At 60.9% G+C, this 18,476-nt stretch carries 20 protein-coding genes, 1 tRNA gene and 1 pseudogene; 10 read left to right on the forward strand and 12 right to left on the reverse strand.

Annotation, left to right across the window (positions count from 1 at the left end; all coding sequences use genetic code 11):
* Positions 1–628 (reverse strand): hypothetical protein (locus tag ABJN75_RS12990; RefSeq protein ID WP_348440017.1); only part of this gene is annotated, 628 nt, incomplete at its 3' end.
* 239 nt (positions 629–867) lie between these two features.
* Between ABJN75_RS12990 and ABJN75_RS12995 the strand changes: the two genes are divergently transcribed.
* The 3 genes from ABJN75_RS12995 (at position 868) to trxC (ending at position 3,438) form a co-directional block, all read left to right on the forward strand.
* Positions 868–2,238, forward strand: a complete 1,371-nt coding sequence (locus tag ABJN75_RS12995) for an aldehyde dehydrogenase family protein (protein ID WP_348440018.1) — start codon at positions 868–870, stop codon at positions 2,236–2,238.
* A 125-nt stretch (positions 2,239–2,363) separates the two neighbouring features.
* Positions 2,364–2,990, forward strand: coding sequence for a hypothetical protein (locus ABJN75_RS13000; RefSeq protein WP_348440019.1), 627 nt, complete (start codon positions 2,364–2,366; stop codon positions 2,988–2,990).
* Positions 2,991–2,997: 7 nt separating this feature from the next.
* A complete protein-coding gene (gene trxC / locus ABJN75_RS13005; protein WP_348440020.1) occupies positions 2,998–3,438 on the forward strand; it encodes a thioredoxin TrxC in 441 nt (146 codons plus the stop codon).
* 185 nt (positions 3,439–3,623) lie between these two features.
* Here the strand turns inward: trxC and merA are convergent, their stop codons facing one another.
* From merA to ABJN75_RS13030, 5 genes are all read right to left on the reverse strand, one after another.
* Entirely contained in the window at positions 3,624–5,075 is a 1,452-nt protein-coding gene (gene merA, locus ABJN75_RS13010; RefSeq protein WP_348440021.1) for a mercury(II) reductase, read from the reverse strand.
* A 61-nt stretch (positions 5,076–5,136) separates the two neighbouring features.
* On the reverse strand, positions 5,137–6,486 hold the full coding sequence (locus ABJN75_RS13015) for an NAD(P)/FAD-dependent oxidoreductase (RefSeq protein WP_348440022.1): 1,350 nt from the start codon (positions 6,484–6,486) through the stop codon (positions 5,137–5,139).
* A gap of 36 nt (positions 6,487–6,522) precedes the next feature.
* Positions 6,523–6,744 (reverse strand): mercury resistance system transport protein MerF, encoded by a 222-nt coding sequence (gene merF, locus ABJN75_RS13020; protein WP_348440023.1) that lies wholly within the window; start codon positions 6,742–6,744, stop codon positions 6,523–6,525.
* Positions 6,741–7,040 carry a mercury resistance system periplasmic binding protein MerP gene (gene merP, locus ABJN75_RS13025; protein ID WP_348440024.1) on the reverse strand — a complete coding sequence of 100 codons (300 nt, stop codon included), beginning with the start codon at positions 7,038–7,040 and terminating at the stop codon, positions 6,741–6,743. The genes merF and merP overlap by 4 nt, the downstream gene beginning before the upstream one ends.
* Positions 7,041–7,055: 15 nt before the next feature.
* Entirely contained in the window at positions 7,056–7,454 is a 399-nt protein-coding gene (locus tag ABJN75_RS13030; protein ID WP_348440025.1) for a mercuric transporter MerT family protein, read from the reverse strand.
* A gap of 75 nt (positions 7,455–7,529) precedes the next feature.
* Between ABJN75_RS13030 and ABJN75_RS13035 the strand changes: the two genes are divergently transcribed.
* Entirely contained in the window at positions 7,530–7,946 is a 417-nt protein-coding gene (locus tag ABJN75_RS13035; RefSeq protein WP_348440026.1) for a helix-turn-helix domain-containing protein, read from the forward strand.
* Positions 7,947–8,040: 94 nt separating this feature from the next.
* A pseudogene (locus tag ABJN75_RS13040) lies at positions 8,041–8,896 on the forward strand (IS5 family transposase).
* Positions 8,897–9,108: 212 nt separating this feature from the next.
* On the opposite strand, the gene ABJN75_RS13045 reads toward ABJN75_RS13040, so the two are convergent.
* From ABJN75_RS13045 to rpiA, 5 genes are all read right to left on the reverse strand, one after another.
* Positions 9,109–9,516 (reverse strand): YigZ family protein, encoded by a 408-nt coding sequence (locus ABJN75_RS13045; RefSeq protein ID WP_348440027.1) that lies wholly within the window; start codon positions 9,514–9,516, stop codon positions 9,109–9,111.
* A 334-nt stretch (positions 9,517–9,850) separates the two neighbouring features.
* Positions 9,851–10,630: a hypothetical protein gene (locus tag ABJN75_RS13050; protein WP_348440028.1), complete on the reverse strand. Its 780-nt coding sequence runs from the start codon at positions 10,628–10,630 to the stop codon at positions 9,851–9,853.
* A 22-nt stretch (positions 10,631–10,652) separates the two neighbouring features.
* A complete protein-coding gene (gene gor / locus ABJN75_RS13055) occupies positions 10,653–12,041 on the reverse strand; it encodes a glutathione-disulfide reductase (protein ID WP_348440029.1) in 1,389 nt (462 codons plus the stop codon).
* Between the two features lie 160 nt (positions 12,042–12,201).
* Positions 12,202–12,738 carry a DUF2059 domain-containing protein gene (locus tag ABJN75_RS13060; protein ID WP_348440030.1) on the reverse strand — a complete coding sequence of 179 codons (537 nt, stop codon included), beginning with the start codon at positions 12,736–12,738 and terminating at the stop codon, positions 12,202–12,204.
* An 18-nt stretch (positions 12,739–12,756) separates the two neighbouring features.
* On the reverse strand, positions 12,757–13,455 hold the full coding sequence (gene rpiA, locus ABJN75_RS13065; RefSeq protein ID WP_348440031.1) for a ribose-5-phosphate isomerase RpiA: 699 nt from the start codon (positions 13,453–13,455) through the stop codon (positions 12,757–12,759).
* 333 nt (positions 13,456–13,788) lie between these two features.
* On the opposite strand from rpiA, the gene ABJN75_RS13070 reads away from it, so the two are divergent.
* From ABJN75_RS13070 to ABJN75_RS13080, 3 genes are all read left to right on the forward strand, one after another.
* Entirely contained in the window at positions 13,789–14,478 is a 690-nt protein-coding gene (locus ABJN75_RS13070; RefSeq protein ID WP_348440032.1) for an HAD family hydrolase, read from the forward strand.
* 151 nt (positions 14,479–14,629) lie between these two features.
* A tRNA-Val gene (locus ABJN75_RS13075) sits at positions 14,630–14,704 on the forward strand.
* Positions 14,705–14,897: 193 nt separating this feature from the next.
* Positions 14,898–15,404 (forward strand): hypothetical protein, encoded by a 507-nt coding sequence (locus ABJN75_RS13080; RefSeq protein WP_348440033.1) that lies wholly within the window; start codon positions 14,898–14,900, stop codon positions 15,402–15,404.
* A gap of 198 nt (positions 15,405–15,602) precedes the next feature.
* Here the strand turns inward: ABJN75_RS13080 and ABJN75_RS13085 are convergent, their stop codons facing one another.
* Positions 15,603–16,250 carry a TetR/AcrR family transcriptional regulator gene (locus tag ABJN75_RS13085; protein WP_348440034.1) on the reverse strand — a complete coding sequence of 216 codons (648 nt, stop codon included), beginning with the start codon at positions 16,248–16,250 and terminating at the stop codon, positions 15,603–15,605.
* A 153-nt stretch (positions 16,251–16,403) separates the two neighbouring features.
* Between ABJN75_RS13085 and ABJN75_RS13090 the strand changes: the two genes are divergently transcribed.
* Positions 16,404–17,534, forward strand: coding sequence for an efflux RND transporter periplasmic adaptor subunit (locus ABJN75_RS13090; RefSeq protein WP_348440035.1), 1,131 nt, complete (start codon positions 16,404–16,406; stop codon positions 17,532–17,534).
* 16 nt (positions 17,535–17,550) lie between these two features.
* Positions 17,551–18,476: efflux RND transporter permease subunit (locus tag ABJN75_RS13095; protein ID WP_348440036.1), on the forward strand; the 926-nt coding region annotated here is incomplete at its 3' end.

Raw genomic sequence — 18,476 nt, forward strand, 5'->3', positions numbered from 1 at the left:
GCGGCGCATGCCGGTCTTCGTGAACGGGCATATGGAATGCATCGGTCTCGGCAACGAAGCGATGCACGCCGCCCGCGCCGAATTCGCGCAGGAAGCCCTGCATCACCGCATCGAGATAGGAGCGCAGGATCGCCGATGGCCCGGCAACCGGCGGCTGTTCGATCCGTGCCTCGTAGACATGCAATCCGATATTCAGTTGCGCACCAATGCCGGTCACGCCGGTGGCGAACGCAAGCTCCGCAAGCGAGATATCGCGCCGGTGATAGCGGAATTCGCGGGCGTCGATGGCGGCCAGGTTTTCGGCAAAATCAACCACCAGAAGCCCGTCGATGCCCGCGCCCGGCGCCCGGTGCGCGCTCAGCAGCGACGGCGTCGACCCGTCGGGCAGCGACACTGCGGCAGCAGATCCCGGTTCTGCATCCCCCGGTTCCGCATTCCCCGGCCCCGCAGTCATGTCGGGCCTGGCCCGCCAGGTCCGGCGCCAGCCGATCAGCCGCGCCGGCCAGGCGGCGACGACGCCTGTGGTCAGCGTGGCGCGGTTGACCAGCGATCCATAGCCGAAATAGCCGACAAGGTCTTTCGACCGGGCCAGAAGCTCAAGCTCTGCGATGGATGGCGTTGCGGGCACGTAAGCTCTCCTGGGCTGGCGGGGGGTCAGATTTCGCAGCGGCGCTGCCAGCCTTGAAATGGCCTGTTGGCGGCCCGATGTCAAAACACCGGCGCTTGTCGCCGGTGCGCGGGACAATCAGCCGCGCCTGCCCGCTGACCGGCGGACAAACGGCTTGGCTCGCTGGCCCCGGTTTGGCTACAAATGCTCGTTACAGAGTGAGCCAACAGCTGTTTTCTCCAATTCACGGGCCGATCCCCATGACCGCCACGCCACACATCCTCAATGAACTCCGGCAAACTTTCGCAAGCCACAAGACCCGTTCGTTCGAGTGGCGGCGCGGCCAGTTGCTTGGTCTCAAGGCCATGATCGAGGAAAACGAGACCGACATCCTCGACGCGCTGCACACCGACCTGGGAAAATCCGGCTTTGAATCGCGGATGAGCGAAGCCGGCCCGGTGCTCGGCGAGATCAGCCACGTGGTTGCGCACTTGAAGCGCTGGATGCGGCCGCGCAAGGTGTCGACACCAGTAACCAACCAGCCCGGGCGCAGCATGATCGTGGCCGAGCCGCTGGGTGTGGCGCTGATCATCGCGCCGTGGAACTATCCCTTCTACCTCACCGCCATGCCGCTGATCGGGGCAATCGCCGCCGGCAATTGCGCGATCCTGAAGCCCTCCGAGATCTCGCCGGCCACCTCGAAGATGCTTGCCCGGCTGATCCCGGCCTATCTGGACCCGGCGGCAATCCGCGTTGTCGAGGGCGGGGTCGAGGCCACCACCGGACTGCTTGCAGAGCGGTTTGATCATATTTTCTTCACCGGCAGCGAGAGTGTCGGCAAGATCGTCATGACGGCAGCGGCCCGTCACCTGACGCCGGTCACCCTGGAACTGGGCGGCAAAAGCCCGTGCATTGTCGAGCCCGATTGCGATCTCGAGCTCGCGGCGCGGCGGGTGGCGTGGAGCAAGTTTCTCAATGCCGGGCAGACCTGCATTGCACCCGATTATGTCCTGGCGCACGACACCGTCGCCGATGAATTGGTCGACCGGCTCGAAACCTCGATCCGCGCATTTTTCGGCGATGACCCGAAAACAAGCCCCGACTATCCGCGTCTGGTCAGCGACAAACACTTCGACCGCGTCAGCGAGCTGATGTCGGGAGCAACCATAGCGGTGGGCGGCGAAACCGACCGCGCGGCAAGATACATCGCGCCGACGGTGCTGACCGGAGTTGATGCGGACGCCGACATCATGCGCCAGGAGATATTCGGGCCGCTGCTTCCGGTCATCCGCTACGGATCGATCGACGAGGCAATCGGCTTCATCAACGCCCGGCCCAAACCACTGTCGCTGTACCTGTTTTCCAACTCCGCACCGGCACGCGATCAGGTGCTTGCCCAAACCAGCTCGGGCAGCGTCTGCATCAATGATGCGGTGATGCAGGTGGCGGTGCCGGAACTGCCGTTCGGTGGCGTGGGCGCCAGCGGCATGGGAGCCTATCACGGCCGCGCCTCGTTCGACACCTTCAGCCACGCCAAGAGCGTGCTGACAAAGTCGGAATGGTTCGACCTGCCGCTGCGCTATCCGCCGTTTTCCAGAACCAAGCTTCGCTGGCTCAAGCGGTTTCAATAGCCAGCACCCGAAGCGCGTGAAGTTGCAACAGGCGCGGTTTTCTCGCACCAATTGACATGTGTCATCGCGAGCGTGGACCCATCCCGTTACGGATGAGCATCCCACCGATCCCAGGAGATTGCGACATGCCTGAACAATCCGCCTATTCAAACACCACCGAAGCCGTCGGCGTCTTCCACAATGTCGAAGACCTGCAGGCGGCAATCGACGATTTGCTGACCCAGGGATTCAACCGCATGGATCTCAATCTTGTGGCGTCGGAAAAGGCCATCGAAGACAAGCTGCATGAATCCTATGTGCCCGCGCGCGATCTCGAGGACCGCGTCGAGGTGCCCACCACCGCGTTCGTCTCCACCGAATCTGTCGGCGACGCCATGGGCGCGGTCATCGGCTTTCTGGTCTATGTGCCGGCAATGATCGGCGCGGCGACGGTTGTCGCCTCGGGCGGCGCGCTGGCTGCCGCAGTGGCCGCAACCGTGATTGGCGGCGGCATCGGCGGTTCGGCCGGCGCCGTGTTGGCAAGCCTGATCGGCAAGGCCCGTGCCGACGAGATCGAAAAACACCTCATGGCCGGCGGTCTGCTGCTGTGGGTGCGCACCCGCGACGAGACCCACGAGCAACGCGCGCTCGGCATTCTCGCCGGTCACACTGCGCAAGGGGTCCACCTTCACACCCTGCCCTCGCTTGCGCGCGGCAGCTACTCCAAACCCGTCGAAGACGTGGTTGACGTGGACGCGGCCCAGGTCGAATGAGGCAGCCATGACCGAGATGCTCCACATCGTTTGCCCCGCATGTCAGGCCAAGAACCGAGTTCCGGACAACAGGCTTGCTGCAAATCCCAGCTGTGGCGCCTGCAAGGCGCCGCTGTTTCCCGCAGCACCGTTCGAGCTTGACGAGGCGAAACTCAACAAGCACCTCAAGGGCGACGACATTCCGCTGCTGGTGGATTTCTGGGCGCCCTGGTGCGGCCCCTGCCGGATGATGGCGCCGATGTTCGCGCAGGCCGCGGGCGAAATGTCGCCGCAGCTGCGCTTTGCCAAGCTCGACACCGAACAGCACCAGACTGTCGGCAACCGCTTCCAGATCCGCGGCATTCCGCTGATCATTCTGTTTGACAAGGGCCAGGAAGTCGCCCGCCAGGCTGGCGCCATGGACGCCAGGGGAATTGTCGCCTGGGTGCGGCAGAATTTGAAGCGGTAGAGGCCGGGGACGGCTGCCGGTGATGGGGTTGAGGCGTTACGGTCGTTTCGGGCCGTTCATCAGAGTGACCGGTTGGGGGGCCAAGGGCCTGATCGGGCGGAAATCGGGAATTCGCTGCAACTACGCTGAGGTAATGTCAATTTGCGAAAAGCAGACATCCGTCCGCCGGATGGTTATTACAACAGCTATCCCGCGCAGCAGGACAGCATTTTCACATCCATGTCGAAGGTCTGGGCGGCCAGCTTCAAGCCCTCAACGGTGGTCAGATAGGGAAAGATCGTCGCGCCCAGATCTTCATAGGTCATGTCCATTTTGATGGCGAGAACGGCGGTCTGGATGCTGTCAGACCCTTCAGGTGCCAGAATATGTGCTCCGATGAGTTTCTTGGTGTTTCCGTCTGCAATGAGCTTTATCAGGCCGCGGGTGTCACGCGCTGCCAAGGCTCTGGGGACATTGTCGAGCGTCAGGACAGATGTTCGAACCTCAAACCCGCGTTGCCTCGCCTGGGCTTCGCTCAACCCGACGCTGGCAACTTGCGGATCGGTAAAGACGACTGCGGGCATCGCCGAGTTGTCGTAGGACAGGGAATTGCCGTTCATGGCGTTCTTGGCTGCAATCTTTGCACCATATGCAGCCATGTAGACGAATTGGTCCTGTCCCGTCACATCACCCGCAGCATAGACGTTTTCGCGTGTGGTGCGCATTTGGGCATCGACTTTCACACCTTTGTTGGCTGCAAGCTCGATGCCTGCCGACGCCAGATTGAGGCGTTCAGTGTCGGGGGTTCGGCCCGTGGCAACGAGAAGTTTTTCGGAGGTGATTTCTCTGAGTCCGATTTCATCTTGTACCGTGAGAACAATGGAATTGCCGCTTGCTTCAATGCGGTCATAGCTGATGCCGCTGACAAGAGTAATGCCTTCGTCTTCAAAATAGCCTGTAAGAGCCTTGCCGACTTCCGGTTCTGCTTCTGGCAAGAGCCCGCGCCGGGAAACAATCGTGACGTTCACTCCTGCGCGGGCAAACATCTGCGCAATCTCCACCCCGATATAGCCCGCGCCAATCACCAGCAAGGAAGCTGGCAGAGTCTCCAGCTCCAGCGCGGTGGTGCTGGTCAGGTAGGGAACAGTCTCGATGCCTTCGATTGATGGCAACGCAGGCCGCGCGCCTGTTGCGATGATGATCTTCTTTGCAGAGACGGCTTTGCCATCAACCGTGAGTTTTCCGTCCTGTGAAAACTCAGCCTCGCCTTCGAGATAGGTCACGGAGGTGTAGTTTTTCAGGACATCGCTGTATTTGGCCTTGCGCAGGCCGTCGACCAGATCCTGTTTCTGTTTGACAGTTGCCTGCCAATCGGTGACCCGGGCCGACGCCTCTATTCCGTCGAAGCGATCAGCGGCATGGGCAACATGCAGGGTTTCAGCCGCCCGTATCAGCGCTTTGGAAGGCACACAGCCGACATTGACACAGGTTCCGCCAACCGTCCCGTGCCCAATCAAGACCACCCGAGCGCCTTCGTCGGCCGCCGTGATGGCGGCGGAGAAGCCAGCCGATCCCGCTCCGATAACGGCCACATCATAGTTGCCGCCGCCGGCGTCTTTCACAAAGCAGCAATCACCTGCCTTCACTGTCTGGTCCATTTGCAGTTTCCAATTCTTGTCTTGAGACCGGTGCCGCCTTCGCAGCCGAGCCGGATTTGATTCAAACCATCGACCCGATGTCTGAGGCGTAGCTGGGATAGGCGAAGATCATCGCCTTGATCTGATTGGCGGTCTGACCGGACCCCATCGCCATGGCGAAGAGGTTGATCTGTTCCTCAGCCCCCGGCCCGATCAGGTGTGCGCCGAGAATCTTGCCGCTGTCGTGTTCGACCAGCACCTTGAAGCCTGTCCACTTCGCGCCGACGCGAAGGGATGAATACCAATCGTCGGTTTTGTCGAAATGCGTGTCGAACTTCAGGCCCTGTTCCCTGGCTGCCGCTTCCGAAAGCCCGACTGTGGCGACCATCGGCAGAGTGAAAACCACTGAGGGGATCGGCGGATAGTTGACTTCGCGCGCGTCTTTTCCGGCCAGCAGGTTCTTTCCGGCGACACGCCCTTCGAGGGCGGAAATAGGAGTCAGGTTCAAGCCGCTGTCGGCGCAATCTCCGGCAGCGAAAATGGCTGGATTGGTGGTGCGCATCGCGGCGGTGACCTTGATGCCGCGCTGGCCATATTCAACACCGACAGCCTCCAGGTTCAGACCATCGATGTTGGGTACCCGGCCCGTGCCGTGCACCACCAAGTCGCACGTCACAGTCTCGGTGCCGGAGGGCCGTTCGACCGTGACCACAAATTCGCCGCCGCGTTTGTCGACGCTCAGCACCTTTGCTTCGGTGCGCAAGTCGACGCCAAGGTCTTCGGTCGCCCTGACCAGCATCGCCACCAGATCGGGATCGAAGGGACCCAGTGGCCGGTCCATCATCTCCAATACAGTGACTTCGCTGGCACCGGCACGTTTGACGACATGCGCAAATTCCATGGCGATGAAGCCCCCGCCAACGAAGGCGATGCGGTCGGGCCGCTCGGGCAGTTCCAGGAATTCGGTGCTGGTGGTCAGATGCTCCTCGCCGGGGATGTCCAGCGTCATTGGCCGTGCGCCGGTGGCGATATGAAAATGCTTGGCGCGCAGGGTCTCGCCGTTCACATCGATGCTGTCCGTGCCGGTGAACCGCACCTCGCCATGCAAGACGTCAACGCCCGCCTTTTCCAGCCCCGATTCGATGCGCGGAGGCATTGCATCGGTGAATGTCCGCTTGAAAGCCATCATGCCGGGCCAATCGACAGAGGTAACTGCCACAAGCCCCTTGCCCTTCATGTTCGCCGCCCACTCGACCCCCTCGGTGACCGCGATCAGCATCTTCTTGGGATCACAGCCGCGCAGGGCGCAGGTGCCGCCATGAGGCTCGCAGTCAATACTGGCCACTTTCCAGCCGGCATTCGCGGCCATCCGGGCGACACCATTTCCACCGGTGCCGCCACCGATCACGATAAGATCATAACTACCAGACATATTTCCTGCCTTCCTTCCGGGGTTTCGTCCTGCACTTCATCTAGGCCGATATTGCCTGCGGGCGAGTCTTCGCCACAGGGCGTAAATCGTCAGCAGCACAAAGAAGGCGAGAGCTGGAAGCAGCACGTAATCGAGATATCCGACGACGGCGGAAAGTCCGACTACGCCAAACAGGATAACCAGAACCGGGGTGAAACAGCACAAGGCAGCAATGACCGTGCCGATAATCCCTGTTGTGAGAATGCCCTTGTCGGTCATGATCCGCTTTTCGCCTCATAGGGCGAAGAAGGGTATCCGATATTGGCCGTCGCCTGCTGAATGGCCTCGATGCTCGTGAGCGTATCGTCATAGGTCACTGTTGCCGAGCGGTCTTCCATCGTCGCTTCCACGGCCTTGATGCCGTCCACGGCTGAAATGGCTTGCTTGACCATGTAGGGGCAACTGACACAGGTCATGTCCGGCACGGAGAGTTTGATGGTTTGCTCTGCGCCGATGGCCACTGATGAAGCTGTGGTGAGCATCGCAAACACAAGTGACGGGATCAGCTTTTTCATGATGGTTCCTTTTCCTTATTCGAGAATGAGGGGGACGAGATACGGCCACGCGAAGGCCAGCAGGATCAAAGCGGTTGCAAACCAGAGGCCGGATTTGACAATGACACTGGGAAGCGGCCTGGCGCATGCCTCCCCTTCTGCACACGCAAATTTTGGCTTGCGGTAGACCAGCCAGTATCCGTATCCAAGAAATCCAAGGGTGATGGCAATGAAGATCGGCTGATAGGCGGACAGAGCCGTCAACTGACCGATCCAGGCGCCGCTTATTCCAAGACTGAACAGCGCCAGAGGAATGATGCAGCAGGTGGAGGCCGCAATCGCGCCCAGAATTCCGCCTGCCGCTACCAGTTTGGTTTTGCTTGAATCATTGTCAGACGCGGGTTCAATCGATGCCGCAGTTGTAATTTCACTCATGAATTTGCTCGCAAGATTTCGATCACGAGAGTAGTGTGAGATCTGTAGTAGCTACAGATGCAAGGCAAAAAAATCATGTCCGAGATCACAAAAATGCGAGGCTATGCGATTGGTGCGTTGTCGCGTGAGACAACGGTCAATATTGAAACGATCCGCTATTACGAGCGGATCGGCATCATGCCGAAGCCAGACCGGACAGAGGGCGGCAACCGTCAGTACAATCACGCCCAGCTCAAGCGTTTGTTCTTCATCAAGCGGTGTCGTGAATTGGGTTTCAGTATCGAGGAAATCAGGGCACTGCTGCAAATGGTTGACCGCGCAGACTTTACGTGCGGCGAAGTTCACGCCATGACCGTTGACCATCTGGCGACTGTCAAAAAAAAGCTGACCGACCTAAGACGGCTGGAAAAATCGCTCCGATCAATGGCTGCGGAGTGCGGCAAAGGCGACGTGCCAGCTTGCCCGATAATTGATACGTTGTTCAGCGTGTAAGTGTCTGTCCAAGAATTGCGGGTTAGTTGGCGGGGGTTGAGTGAAGGGCGGCAATCAGATTCTTTGTATTTTGCGACAAATACGGAGAAATCGAATGGCCTGGACACCCTTCACCCGCCGTCACCATGACAGAAGCGGGATGCGCTATGCAAGTGACCTGACGGACCGGGAATGGAGCATAATCGAGCCCTTCATGCCGTCCCAGCCGCAGCGGGGCCGCAGGCGCAAGACGTCACTGCGGGACGTGATGGACGCCATCTTCTACCTGCTGCAATCGGGTTGCCAATGGGCGTTGCTGCCGCACGATTTTCCGCCGAAAAGCACGGTCCATTATTATTTCAAACGGTTCTGCCGGGACGGAACGTGGCGGCGTATTCATGATGCGCTCTACCGCCGGACGCGACAATTTGAGGGCCGCGAAGACCAGCCGTCATTTGCCATCATCGATAGCCAGTCGGTGAAGACCGGCCCGGACGGCCGCCGTGATATCGGTTATGATGCGGGCAAGAAGATCAAGGGCCGCAAGCGCCACATTCTGGTCGACACGTTGGGCATGCTTCTCAAGGCGGAGGTCCACTCGGCGGGCATTCAGGATCGCGACGGAGCAGGCCTCGTCTTAGACAAGCTCGCAAGCCGCTTTCCCTTTATCGAGAAAATCTGCGGCCCCTCTCGGCGGCGCTTCGCTTGCCTGCCGTGCAATGGACGGCGGCTATCAGGGACCCAAAGTCCAAGCCGCAAGCCCGCGACCGATGGAAATCGTCAAACGCAATCAGGTCGGATTTGAGGTGTTGCCAAAACGCTGGATCGTTGAGCGCACACTGGCATGGCTTGGAATAAACCGCCGCCTGGCAAAGGATTTCGAGCGGTTCTCAACGACAAGCCTCGCCTTCATCCAGACCGCAATGATCAAGCTCATGACACGAAGGCTCGCCCGCTATCCGCTTTCTTGAACAGACTCTAAGTGTTGAAGAAAACGAATGTTTGGAAGTTCTGTTTTGTTTCCGGCATGGCCAGCATGGTCGGCTTGCCCGCTGTGCCGAAAGTGATCCGTCAAAAGTCGTGCGTGCTTGATCAACGGCAGCAAAGCCGCAGCTGCGGTGCAATGTTTGACGAGGTGGCGAAGGTCCGCCAAGGGCCCGGAAGCGGCACTCGACCACTTGCCTCAGCTTGCGCGCAGATCGGAAAGGTAAATCCGCACTGCTTCCTGCACGTGCCGGAAGCGGTCGCCGCCCAGGTGCTTGCCGCCAAACCATCGCGTAACCACGATGATGTGGTCGCGCAATCCTTCTCGCTCCAGCATCCGCAAGATCACCATGCCGGCACCTGCCTCGCCATCATCGTTCTTCAACGGGGCATCGGCACCCAGCAGAGCCCATGTATTATGGGACGCCCTGGCAAATTTCTTCTTGCGGCACAGCTTCTTGATAAAGGCCTTGGCCTCCTCCTCGGATGCGCAGGGGCCTCCCGAGACCGTATATTTCGACCCGCGGTCACTTATGATGTTGTCGAGAATACGCATGGCGCAGGCATAGAACCCTCCAATGTCGACGGCAAGATGTCTGTGGCACATCAGGTGGTATCTTTGCCCCTTGCTGCGAGGAGCGGCCCAAGGGCACGTTCAGTCAAACTCGACAGTCGATACGATTTTATCGCTGTTTCAGACCTCGGCAGATTGAGCGCCAGCGGACCTGTTCTGCCGCCCGGGCGAATGCCCGCTTGCCGCGGTGATCCGCCTCGTACCGGCATCGGGCGAAAACCTGTGGACCGCTCCTTCGTTGTTGCCTCACCCCGTCGGCCCTGCCCGTACATGCCCGGGCATCAGCTTGCCTCCGGCGCTGCTCTTGAGCGCCGTGGCAGAGGCTGAGCGAAAGCCTGGCACCGCCGTTGACGCATGATTCAGTGCATCAACGCGATGACTCATTTTGCCCGAACCTGCCTGCAAGCCATTGATACCAAGACAATAACCGGTTTCGGACGGATGGCTTTCGCAAGCCCGGCCAGTCAATGCTGCCCTCGGGCGGTCCGAAATCGCGATCCGCCCCGGCGGCTCTCAGTGCGGCCTCGAAGATCTGGCAATTGCGGGCGATCTCCTCGCCAATCAGGCCGGCATCGCCGTTGACGATGTCGCGCGCCGCGGCGTAATCGAGCCCGTCGGGCCCGCAGAAATCCTCAAGCTTGCAGGGCCGGAACCAGCCCTCGATCATGCCGGAAAATGCCACATGGGCTGAAATCACCGGATCGAGGATCAGGTCGTAATTCTCCGCCAGTCCGATGGAGACGCCGAAACGCGCACGCAGCCTGTCCTCGGCATTCACATAATTGCGCCGGTGGGTGAGCTGGATGTCGCCGCCGCCGACAGGGTGGCGGCCAGTCTCGTCAGCCAGCCAGTACCGCGATTTGACCCAGCTCAGCCGTCCCGCGTCAAACGCCTTCTGCAGCCGTTCGGCGGAAATCTTGCGGTCGGGCGCGAACGCCTCCAGCACCGGCTCCATGCGCCCGCCGGTCTCGCGCCAGATCTGTCCGAGCGCCGCAGCCAGATAGCTGACGGGATGACAGCCGGCGTACCATTTCGCCCAGACATCAAGCTTGACCGACAGCCCTGCCCTTTGCGCTGCCGTCATGCCGCCAGCAAACAGCCGTGGATCGGTGGTGGTCAGATGAGTAAAGAAGGCCGCACGGTTCAATCGCGTTTCCCCGGAACGCGGGTCAGACCCGCTCGCCGTTTTTCACCAGGTAGCTTGGCTTGTACATCGTCACCAGTTCCTCGGTGGCGGTGGGGTGGACCGCCATGGTGCGGTCGAAATCATCCTTGGTGCAGCCGGCCTTGAGCGCGATGCCGAGCAATTGCGCCATTTCACCGGCCTCGTGGCCGAGAATGTGCACGCCAAGCACCTTGCGGTCCTGCCCGTTGACAACAATCTTCATGATGGTCTTTTCCGACCGGCCCGACAGCGTCGCCTTCATCGGCCGGAACTCGGCCCGGTAGATCTCCAGTTCCTCAAAGCGGGACGACGCCTCGTCTTCCGACAGGCCGACCGTGCCGATTTCGGGCTGCGAGAACACCGCCGTGGGTATCAGACCATGGTCCGGCGAGGTCGGGCGGTCGTGGTAGAGCGTGTCGATCAGGCACATGGCTTCGTGGATCGCCACCGGGGTGAGTTGCACCCGGTCGGTGACATCGCCAACCGCATAGATATTGTCGGCACTGGTGCGCGAATACTCGTCGATCAGGATTTCGCCCTTGCGGCCGGTCTTCACGCCTGCAGCTTCCAGCCCGAGGCCATCGGTGTTGGGATCGCGGCCAAGCGCCAGCATCACTTGATCGGCGACCAGCGCCTTGCCCGCCGAGGTGTGCGCCAGCAGCCGCCCATCCGGCCCGCGCTCGATCTTCTCGAACACTTCGTGGCAGAGAATGCGAATGCCCTTTTCCTCCATCGCCGCATGCAGCCCGCGCCGCATGTCCTGGTCGAACCGCGACAGGATTTCCTTGCCGCGGTAGATCAGCGTGGTTTCGACACCAAGACCATGGAAGATATTGGCGAACTCGACGGCGATATAGCCACCGCCGGCGATCAGGATCGCCTTGGGCAGCTCTTCAAGGTGGAAGGCTTCGTTGGAGCTGATGCACAATTCATGGCCGGGCAGCGCCGCATGCGGATTGGCGCGCCCGCCGACGGCGATCAGGATCCGCTCGGCGGTCACGGTCTGGCCGGTCGCCTTGATCAGCACCGTATGCGGCCCGGTCAGCTCGGCGCGCGAGGCGATGATTTCGGCGCCGGCATTTTCCAGCCCGCGCTTGTACAGCCCTTCCAGCCGGTCAATCTCGCGATCCTTGTTGGCAATCAGCGTCGGCCAGTCGAATGAACTTTCGCCGACACTCCAGCCAAAGCCGCGCGAATCCTCGAAATGCTCCTGGAATTGCGAGGCATAAACGAAAAGCTTTTTGGGAACGCAGCCGCGAATGACACAGGTGCCGCCGAACCGGTATTCCTCGGCAATCGCCACCTTCTTGCCAAGCCCCGCGGCAAGCCGCGCCGCGCGCACGCCGCCAGAACCGCCACCGATGACAAACAGGTCAAAGTCAAATTCGCTCATGACGGGGAAACCTTCCATATGCTGGGCCCGGGCTTCAACCGCCCGGCCGGGGGAACGGCCCTATTTAGCCATAAGCTGAAAAAATAAAAGCCCGGGATCACGTCCCGGGCTCTCAAAACAACAGTCAACACGCCAATGTGATGGCGCGCGGTCTGCCCCATCAGGGCTTTTCGTCAGTCACCTTGGGACGCTGACCGATCTTTTCCTGCAACGCCTTGTTGACGTTCTGGGCAAGGTCGCGGGCAATGCCGGAAGACCAGATTTCAGCCGACTTGATCAATTCACGGGTCACCAGCGGGCCGTTGTCGATCAGCTTCTTGCCGGGACCGGAACTGTAAAAGCCGGCGATTGCCTCCAGTTCTTCCTTGGTGAAGGCCTTGGCGTAGATCTGCGCGGCTTCCTTTTCAAGATCGGAACGGCGCGGAACGATCTTCAGCGCTTCCTCGTCGATGGTGGTGCTGATGACTTCCTGCAGGTCGGCGTTCGACCGAATCAGCTCGGTCTTCAGCTGCTCGGCCGCTGTCGGAATAACGGCGTCAAACTGATCGGTCGACTTGAGCGAGGAGATTGCGGCGCGGGCCGCGGCGATATGTTCCTCGCTCAATTCCTGAGCCAGGGCCGAGTGGCCCGCGATGACGAGGCTCGAAGCCACGATCAACCCCGCGCCGAAACGCCTGAGACCGGTGAAATTAGTCATGTTCGGTTTCACTCCTGTTTAATCCTTCGCCAGCAAGGTCCGCGCGCCACTTTGTGAAGCGATGATCGCGGCATCCGCCATGTTAAGAAATAGTCCGTGTTCGACCACGCCCGGAATTGCCACCAGCCCGTTTGCGAGGGCTTCTGCATCGGGAATGCGGCCAAAAGATGCATCGAGGATGAAATGTCCCCCGTCGGTGAGAAATGGGCCGTCCTTGTCGGGTCGCTGCACGATTTCCCCGCTCAAGCCGAGCTTGGCGGCAAGCCGCTCGACCGCAATCCGGGTCGCGGCCAGGCCGAACGGCGCCACCTCGATCGGCAGCGGGAAGCGTCCCAGCGTCTCCACCAGCTTGGTCTCGTCGGCAATGACAATCATCCGCGCCGAAGCCGAAGCCACGATTTTCTCGCGCAACAGCGCGCCGCCGCCGCCCTTGATCAGGCCAAGCCCGCCATCAACTTCGTCGGCGCCGTCAATGGTCAGGTCTAGCTCGGGGAGATCGTCGAGCGAGAACAGCGGCACGCCGAGTTCGACGCAGAGCCGCGCCGTGCGCTCGGAGGTGGGAACCCCCTGGATCCTGAACCCTTCGGCGACCTTTTCGGCCAGCAGCCGGACAAATTCATCCGCCGTGGAACCGGTTCCGATCCCCAGCCGCATACCGTCCTCGACATGGTCGAGTGCCGCCTGCGCTGCAGCGATTTTAAGTTGGCGGGCGTCCATGCCAGCTTTCCGTTGTTGTTGATACCGGACCGCCTGTTAGCATGTAAGGCAGGCGAGGCAAAGCCCGTGTTCAGGCCCGAAGGCCGATGGATTGGCGTTCGCAGGCCCGCGCGCCAAAGTGTGAACCACATCAAGGCACCATATTGCTGAACCCGGACATTGTTTGCAAGGGCAGAGCTCAAGGGCGCGGCGCGCAGCTGCACGCGCCTTCAGCACGATACAGCAGCGCCGCGACGCGCCTAAAGCCAGCGCTGCGGCATTGCCACATACCGGATCAGACGGTACTGAGCCCGCAACCATTGCGCATTAATCATCCCATATTCCGGAGCCCGAATGTCCTCTCCCCTGGTAATCTTCGATCTCGACGGCACGCTGATCGACACCGCGCCGGATCTGATGGCGAGCCTCAATCATGTCATGGATCTCAACGGGCTGGGGCATGTGGCGTTCGAGGACATGACCTGGCTTGTCGGCCAGGGCGCCAGGGTGATGATCGAACGGGCCTGGGCGCATCACGGCCACCCATCGTCTCCCGAGCAGCTTGAATATGCTTTCGATGCCTTTCTGGTCCATTACGCCGCCCAGATGCCGGGTCACTCCCTGCCCTATCCGGGCCTGATGGCAGCGCTTGACCGGATCGAGGCGGCGGGCATGACGCTGGCCGTGTGCACCAACAAGACCGAAACGCTGGCGATTCGCCTGCTCGATGCGCTTGAGCTGACCGGCCGCTTCGCCGCCATCACCGGCGGCGACACGTTTGCGGTGAGAAAACCGCATGGCGACCATATTCTCGGCACCATCGCCAGGGCCGGCGGCAGCGCCAGCAACGCGGTGATGATCGGCGACAGCGTCAACGACATCCTTGCTGCACAGAATGCCGGGGTTCCGGCCATCGCGGTGCCGTTCGGCTATTCCGACAAACCGGTGGCGAGCTTCAAACCCGACCTGGTGCTCGACCATTTCGACGATCTCGGCGCGGAACTGGTGACCGGCCTGATCGCGGCGCACAGGCAGAAGGCCTGACCCGGCGGCGTGCGACGATCCACTTCGCGCAGCACGGGTGATTTCGCAGATCTTTGCAGGGCTGTTGGAGAATCTGCCGCTTGACGTTGACCGGCCGCACCGCTTATACCGCCGCTCAGCCGTTCGAACCGCCGCTGGCGGGCCTCGCGACGGGCGCGTAGCTCAGCGGGAGAGCACTGCCTTCACACGGCAGGGGTCACAGGTTCAATCCCTGTCGCGCCCACCATCAATCTGCATCAACGGGACTTACGCCCGTCCGTGTCCGCCCGAACCCGGCTTTCACGATTTTTCCCTGCCTCACCTGAATTTTCCGCCGGTTGCCTTCGCGCGACGTGATCAGACGTGATCCAACGTTAATTGTGAGCGTCCTGGCGGACTGATACCGGTTGCGATCTCCCCCTCCTTGCAGAAAGATCACAATGTCCTCCCTTGTTACGCCCATCAGAAAACAGACTTTCCTTGCCGTCGCGCTTGCCGGCCTGATCGGAGAAGTGTGTTTCGAACTGTACGCATGGCTCATATCGCCGGCCTTGTTCGGTGTTGTCTTGCAACCATCAAATCTTGTCATCGCAATAACGTCGAAACTGACCGGGATCGAAATTACCAAGGCCCTGGCCTTTCCGGTCCATTTCCTCATCGGCTCGCTGGGGTTTGGCCTGTTTGTCTACGCAACGCGATTGATCATGCCGGCACGGGTCTGGCTCACAGGCTTTGTCTCGGGCTTGTTTCTCTGGTTCGTGGCCCAGGGTATGCTTGCCCCCTTTATCGGGCGCAGTTTCATGATGGACTTCGGCACATACACGCAATCGTCATTTGTCGGCCATGTCGGCATGACCCTCATCATGGCCCATCTGCTGGATGCGTTTCTGGGCTATTTTGAACAGAATTCCGCCAATGAGGTCGGCGATCCACTCACCCGGACATGATGCATGTCGAGGTCAAATGAACCGATTTGAACGATAGCCCAAATGCATCATGTCAAGGCATGACAGTGCTCCTTACGCTTGCAACTGGATGCCCGCCAGGTCCATTCCCGCGCGACATCCGCCGCAAACGGGCAGATCCGGTCCGGGTCTTGCTGTTGCAGCTGTGCCTGCCCGGCGCAAGGGTGTCACGGATTCGATTCAAACCGTGGTGCCGATGCCGCCGAGAAACACGCGAATGGCGAGATCGAGCCGGCGGCCGTGGGCTTCCTCCTGTCCGCAATCGGGTCGGCCAACCACCAGGTGTTCGAGGACGTTTTCATGCGCCATGTCCGCCATCAGCCGCGCCGCGGCTTCCGTGTCGCTGATCCGGATTTCGCCACTGGCAACAGAGCGGTCGAGTTCGGCCCGAATCATGGCGTAGAGCGCATACGGCCCTTCCCGCAGGAATTCATGCACGAGATCAGGTTGTCTTTCCGCCTCTGTGATGACAGCCCGCAATATTGCCAGGGGCAGCGCATCGGAAATCTTCTCGCCCGCCGGGGTCAGCAGCAAGCGCAGGCGTTGGGCGAGCGGTTTTTCCAGATCAGAACTGGTCAGGGGGCGCGTGAAGGTGTTGTGCATGCGCCGGATGATCGACGCGAACAGGGCCGCACGGCTTTCAAACACCTCGTAAAGCGTGCGCTTGGACATGCCGGCCTCGTGCGCGATCGCCGCCATTGACGCCCCGGCGAGCCCCTGGGCCAGGATGAGCCGTTCCGCGGCATCGATGATGATCGCCTCGCGTTCCGACGAATCGAACCGGCGCGGCCTGCCCGGACCACGCTGGAAATTGCGGCACTTTGGCAACAAATCAGATCTCCCGTGTTCGCGGTCACAGTTTTGTGCGTGGCATCGCGCTTGCGCCCTGCAAAAAATCAAATATAAAACCGCTTGGTTTCCATATTATCCGCTGTGTGCGATCTCGCCAAGCGGGCACTCCAAATTAGACGGAGAAATTTGATGAGGTTAGCGCCTTACGCCCTGCTTTCGTTGCTGCTCGCCGTCGTGACGGCAACTGTCGCCTCGGCGCAGCAGCAGGAACGTCCGCCTACGCCGGTCACCGTGGTCACGGTGAAGGCCGAGACGGTCACCGTCACCTCCACGCTTCCCGGCCGCGTCGTCGCGTCCGGTGTCGCCGAGGTTCGCCCGCAGGTAAACGGCATCATCGTCGAGCGGCTTTTCGAGGAAGGCTCGGCAGTCAAGGAGGGCGACGTTCTCTACCGCATAGACCCGGCCACCTACAAGGCGCAGGTCGTGGCGGCGGAGGCCGCCGTCAACCAGGCTCAGGTCGGCCTCGATTCGGCCAACCGGGAGCTGGAACGCATGGAGAAATTGCGCAAGAGCAATGTCGCCAGCGAGCAGGCACTGGATACGGCCATCACCACCCGCGACGCCGCCGATGCCGCCTTGCAGGTTGCCAATGCGCAACGGCTTGCTGCCACCATCGACCTGGACCGAACCACCATCCGCGCCCAGATTTCCGGCGCAATCGGGCTTTCGCTCACCACCCAGGGCGCGCTGGTCATCTCCGGACAGACCAATCCGCTGGCGGTGATCCGCAAGCTCGACCCTGTCCATGTCGACGTTGCCCAGTCAGCCGCCGATCTGGTGCGCTGGAAGCGCAGGGGCCCCAAGGCTGCCGGCGCCAATATCGACACCAGGGTCCAGCTGACGCTGGCCGATCGCTCGGCCTACGATCACACCGGTGAACTGACCGCAGCCGAACCGCATGTCGACGAGCAAACCGGCGTCGTCACCCTGCGGCTGACATTCCCCAATCCCGACGAAATGCTGCTGCCCGGCATGTATGTCCAGGTCGAGATGCCCCAGGGCGTCATCGAGGACGCCGTTCTGGTTCCCCAGGAAGGCGTCTCGCGTGACCGTCGCGGCAATCCCACCGCCATGGTTGTCGGCGCCGACAATGTCGTCGAGCAACGCACCCTGACGATTGTCAGCGACCGCGGGTCCGACTGGATCGTCACGGACGGCATCAACGAGGGTGACAGGGTAATCGTCGAAGGGCTGCAGAAGATCGCGGTCGGCGCCCCCGTAGCCCCCGAAGAACGCGCCGAACAAGCAGCCAAGAACTGAACTCGCGGAGACCGACATGGCACGTTACTTTATCGACCGGCCGATCTTTGCATGGGTGATTTCGATCATCATCATGGGTGCAGGCGTTCTTTCCATCTTCACCCTGCCGATATCGCAATATCCGCAGATCGCGCCGCCGACGATTTCGATCGCGGCGAGCTATCCGGGCGCGTCGGCCCAGACCATTGCCAACACGGTAACCCAGGTCATCGAGCAGCGGCTCACCGGGCTTGACGGTCTTCGCTATTTCTCGTCGAGTTCAACCTCCGCCGGCACCGCCTCGATCACGCTGACCTTCGAGACCGGGATCGATCCGGACATCGCTCAGGTCCAGGTCCAGAACAAGATTTCGCAGGCCACCGCGCTGCTGCCGGAAACGGTGCAGCGCCTGGGCGTGACGGTCCAGAAATCCTCGGCCAGCTTCCTGATGGTCATCGGGCTGATCTCCAATGACGGCAAGCTCGACCAGACCGACCTGTCCGACTACCTCAACACAAGCCTTGTCGATGAATTCAGCCGCCTCGAGGGTGTCGGCGAAGTGCAGGTATTCGGCGCCAAATACGCCATGCGGATCTGGCTCGACCCGGTCAAGCTTGCTGCCTATGGCCTTGCTCCCAGCGATGTCGTGGCTGCGGTCTCGACCGAAAACGCGCAGATTTCCGCTGGCGCTTTCGGCACCTTGCCTTCGGTTGAAGGCCAGCAACTCAACGCCACGATCACCGCGCAATCGCTGTTGACCACGCCGGAGGACTTCGAGGGGATCGTCGTCCGCGCCGCCACCGACGGCGGCCTGGTGCTGCTCAACGACGTGGCCCGTGTCGAAATCGGCGCGGAGAACTATTCCACCATCGCCCGCTACAACGGCAAGCCGTCAACCGGCATGGCGATCCGCCTGGCGGCCGGCGCAAACGCATTGTCAACGGCGGAACTGGTCAAAGCCAA

The sequence above is a fragment of the Hoeflea sp. genome, from assembly GCF_039975035.1.
In the GTDB taxonomy this organism is placed as follows: Bacteria; Pseudomonadota; Alphaproteobacteria; order Rhizobiales; family Rhizobiaceae; genus Hoeflea.

What these genes read in the sequence shown, in the direction of transcription:
- merF (WP_348440023.1), bottom strand. Translation starts at nt 6,744, where the DNA reads ATGACCGACAAGGGCATTCTCACAACAGGGATTATCGGCACGGTCATT.
- ABJN75_RS13000 (WP_348440019.1), top strand. Translation starts at nt 2,364, where the DNA reads ATGCCTGAACAATCCGCCTATTCAAACACCACCGAAGCCGTCGGCGTC.
- ABJN75_RS13015 (WP_348440022.1), bottom strand. Translation starts at nt 6,486, where the DNA reads ATGTCTGGTAGTTATGATCTTATCGTGATCGGTGGCGGCACCGGTGGA.
- merA (WP_348440021.1), bottom strand. Translation starts at nt 5,075, where the DNA reads ATGGACCAGACAGTGAAGGCAGGTGATTGCTGCTTTGTGAAAGACGCC.
- ABJN75_RS13070 (WP_348440032.1), top strand. Translation starts at nt 13,789, where the DNA reads ATGTCCTCTCCCCTGGTAATCTTCGATCTCGACGGCACGCTGATCGAC.
- ABJN75_RS12995 (WP_348440018.1), top strand. Translation starts at nt 868, where the DNA reads ATGACCGCCACGCCACACATCCTCAATGAACTCCGGCAAACTTTCGCA.
- rpiA (WP_348440031.1), bottom strand. Translation starts at nt 13,455, where the DNA reads ATGGACGCCCGCCAACTTAAAATCGCTGCAGCGCAGGCGGCACTCGAC.
- gor (WP_348440029.1), bottom strand. Translation starts at nt 12,041, where the DNA reads ATGAGCGAATTTGACTTTGACCTGTTTGTCATCGGTGGCGGTTCTGGC.
- ABJN75_RS13030 (WP_348440025.1), bottom strand. Translation starts at nt 7,454, where the DNA reads ATGAGTGAAATTACAACTGCGGCATCGATTGAACCCGCGTCTGACAAT.
- trxC (WP_348440020.1), top strand. Translation starts at nt 2,998, where the DNA reads ATGACCGAGATGCTCCACATCGTTTGCCCCGCATGTCAGGCCAAGAAC.
- ABJN75_RS13045 (WP_348440027.1), bottom strand. Translation starts at nt 9,516, where the DNA reads ATGTGCCACAGACATCTTGCCGTCGACATTGGAGGGTTCTATGCCTGC.
- ABJN75_RS13035 (WP_348440026.1), top strand. Translation starts at nt 7,530, where the DNA reads ATGTCCGAGATCACAAAAATGCGAGGCTATGCGATTGGTGCGTTGTCG.
- ABJN75_RS13060 (WP_348440030.1), bottom strand. Translation starts at nt 12,738, where the DNA reads ATGACTAATTTCACCGGTCTCAGGCGTTTCGGCGCGGGGTTGATCGTG.
- ABJN75_RS13080 (WP_348440033.1), top strand. Translation starts at nt 14,898, where the DNA reads ATGTCCTCCCTTGTTACGCCCATCAGAAAACAGACTTTCCTTGCCGTC.
- merP (WP_348440024.1), bottom strand. Translation starts at nt 7,040, where the DNA reads ATGAAAAAGCTGATCCCGTCACTTGTGTTTGCGATGCTCACCACAGCT.
- ABJN75_RS13090 (WP_348440035.1), top strand. Translation starts at nt 16,404, where the DNA reads ATGAGGTTAGCGCCTTACGCCCTGCTTTCGTTGCTGCTCGCCGTCGTG.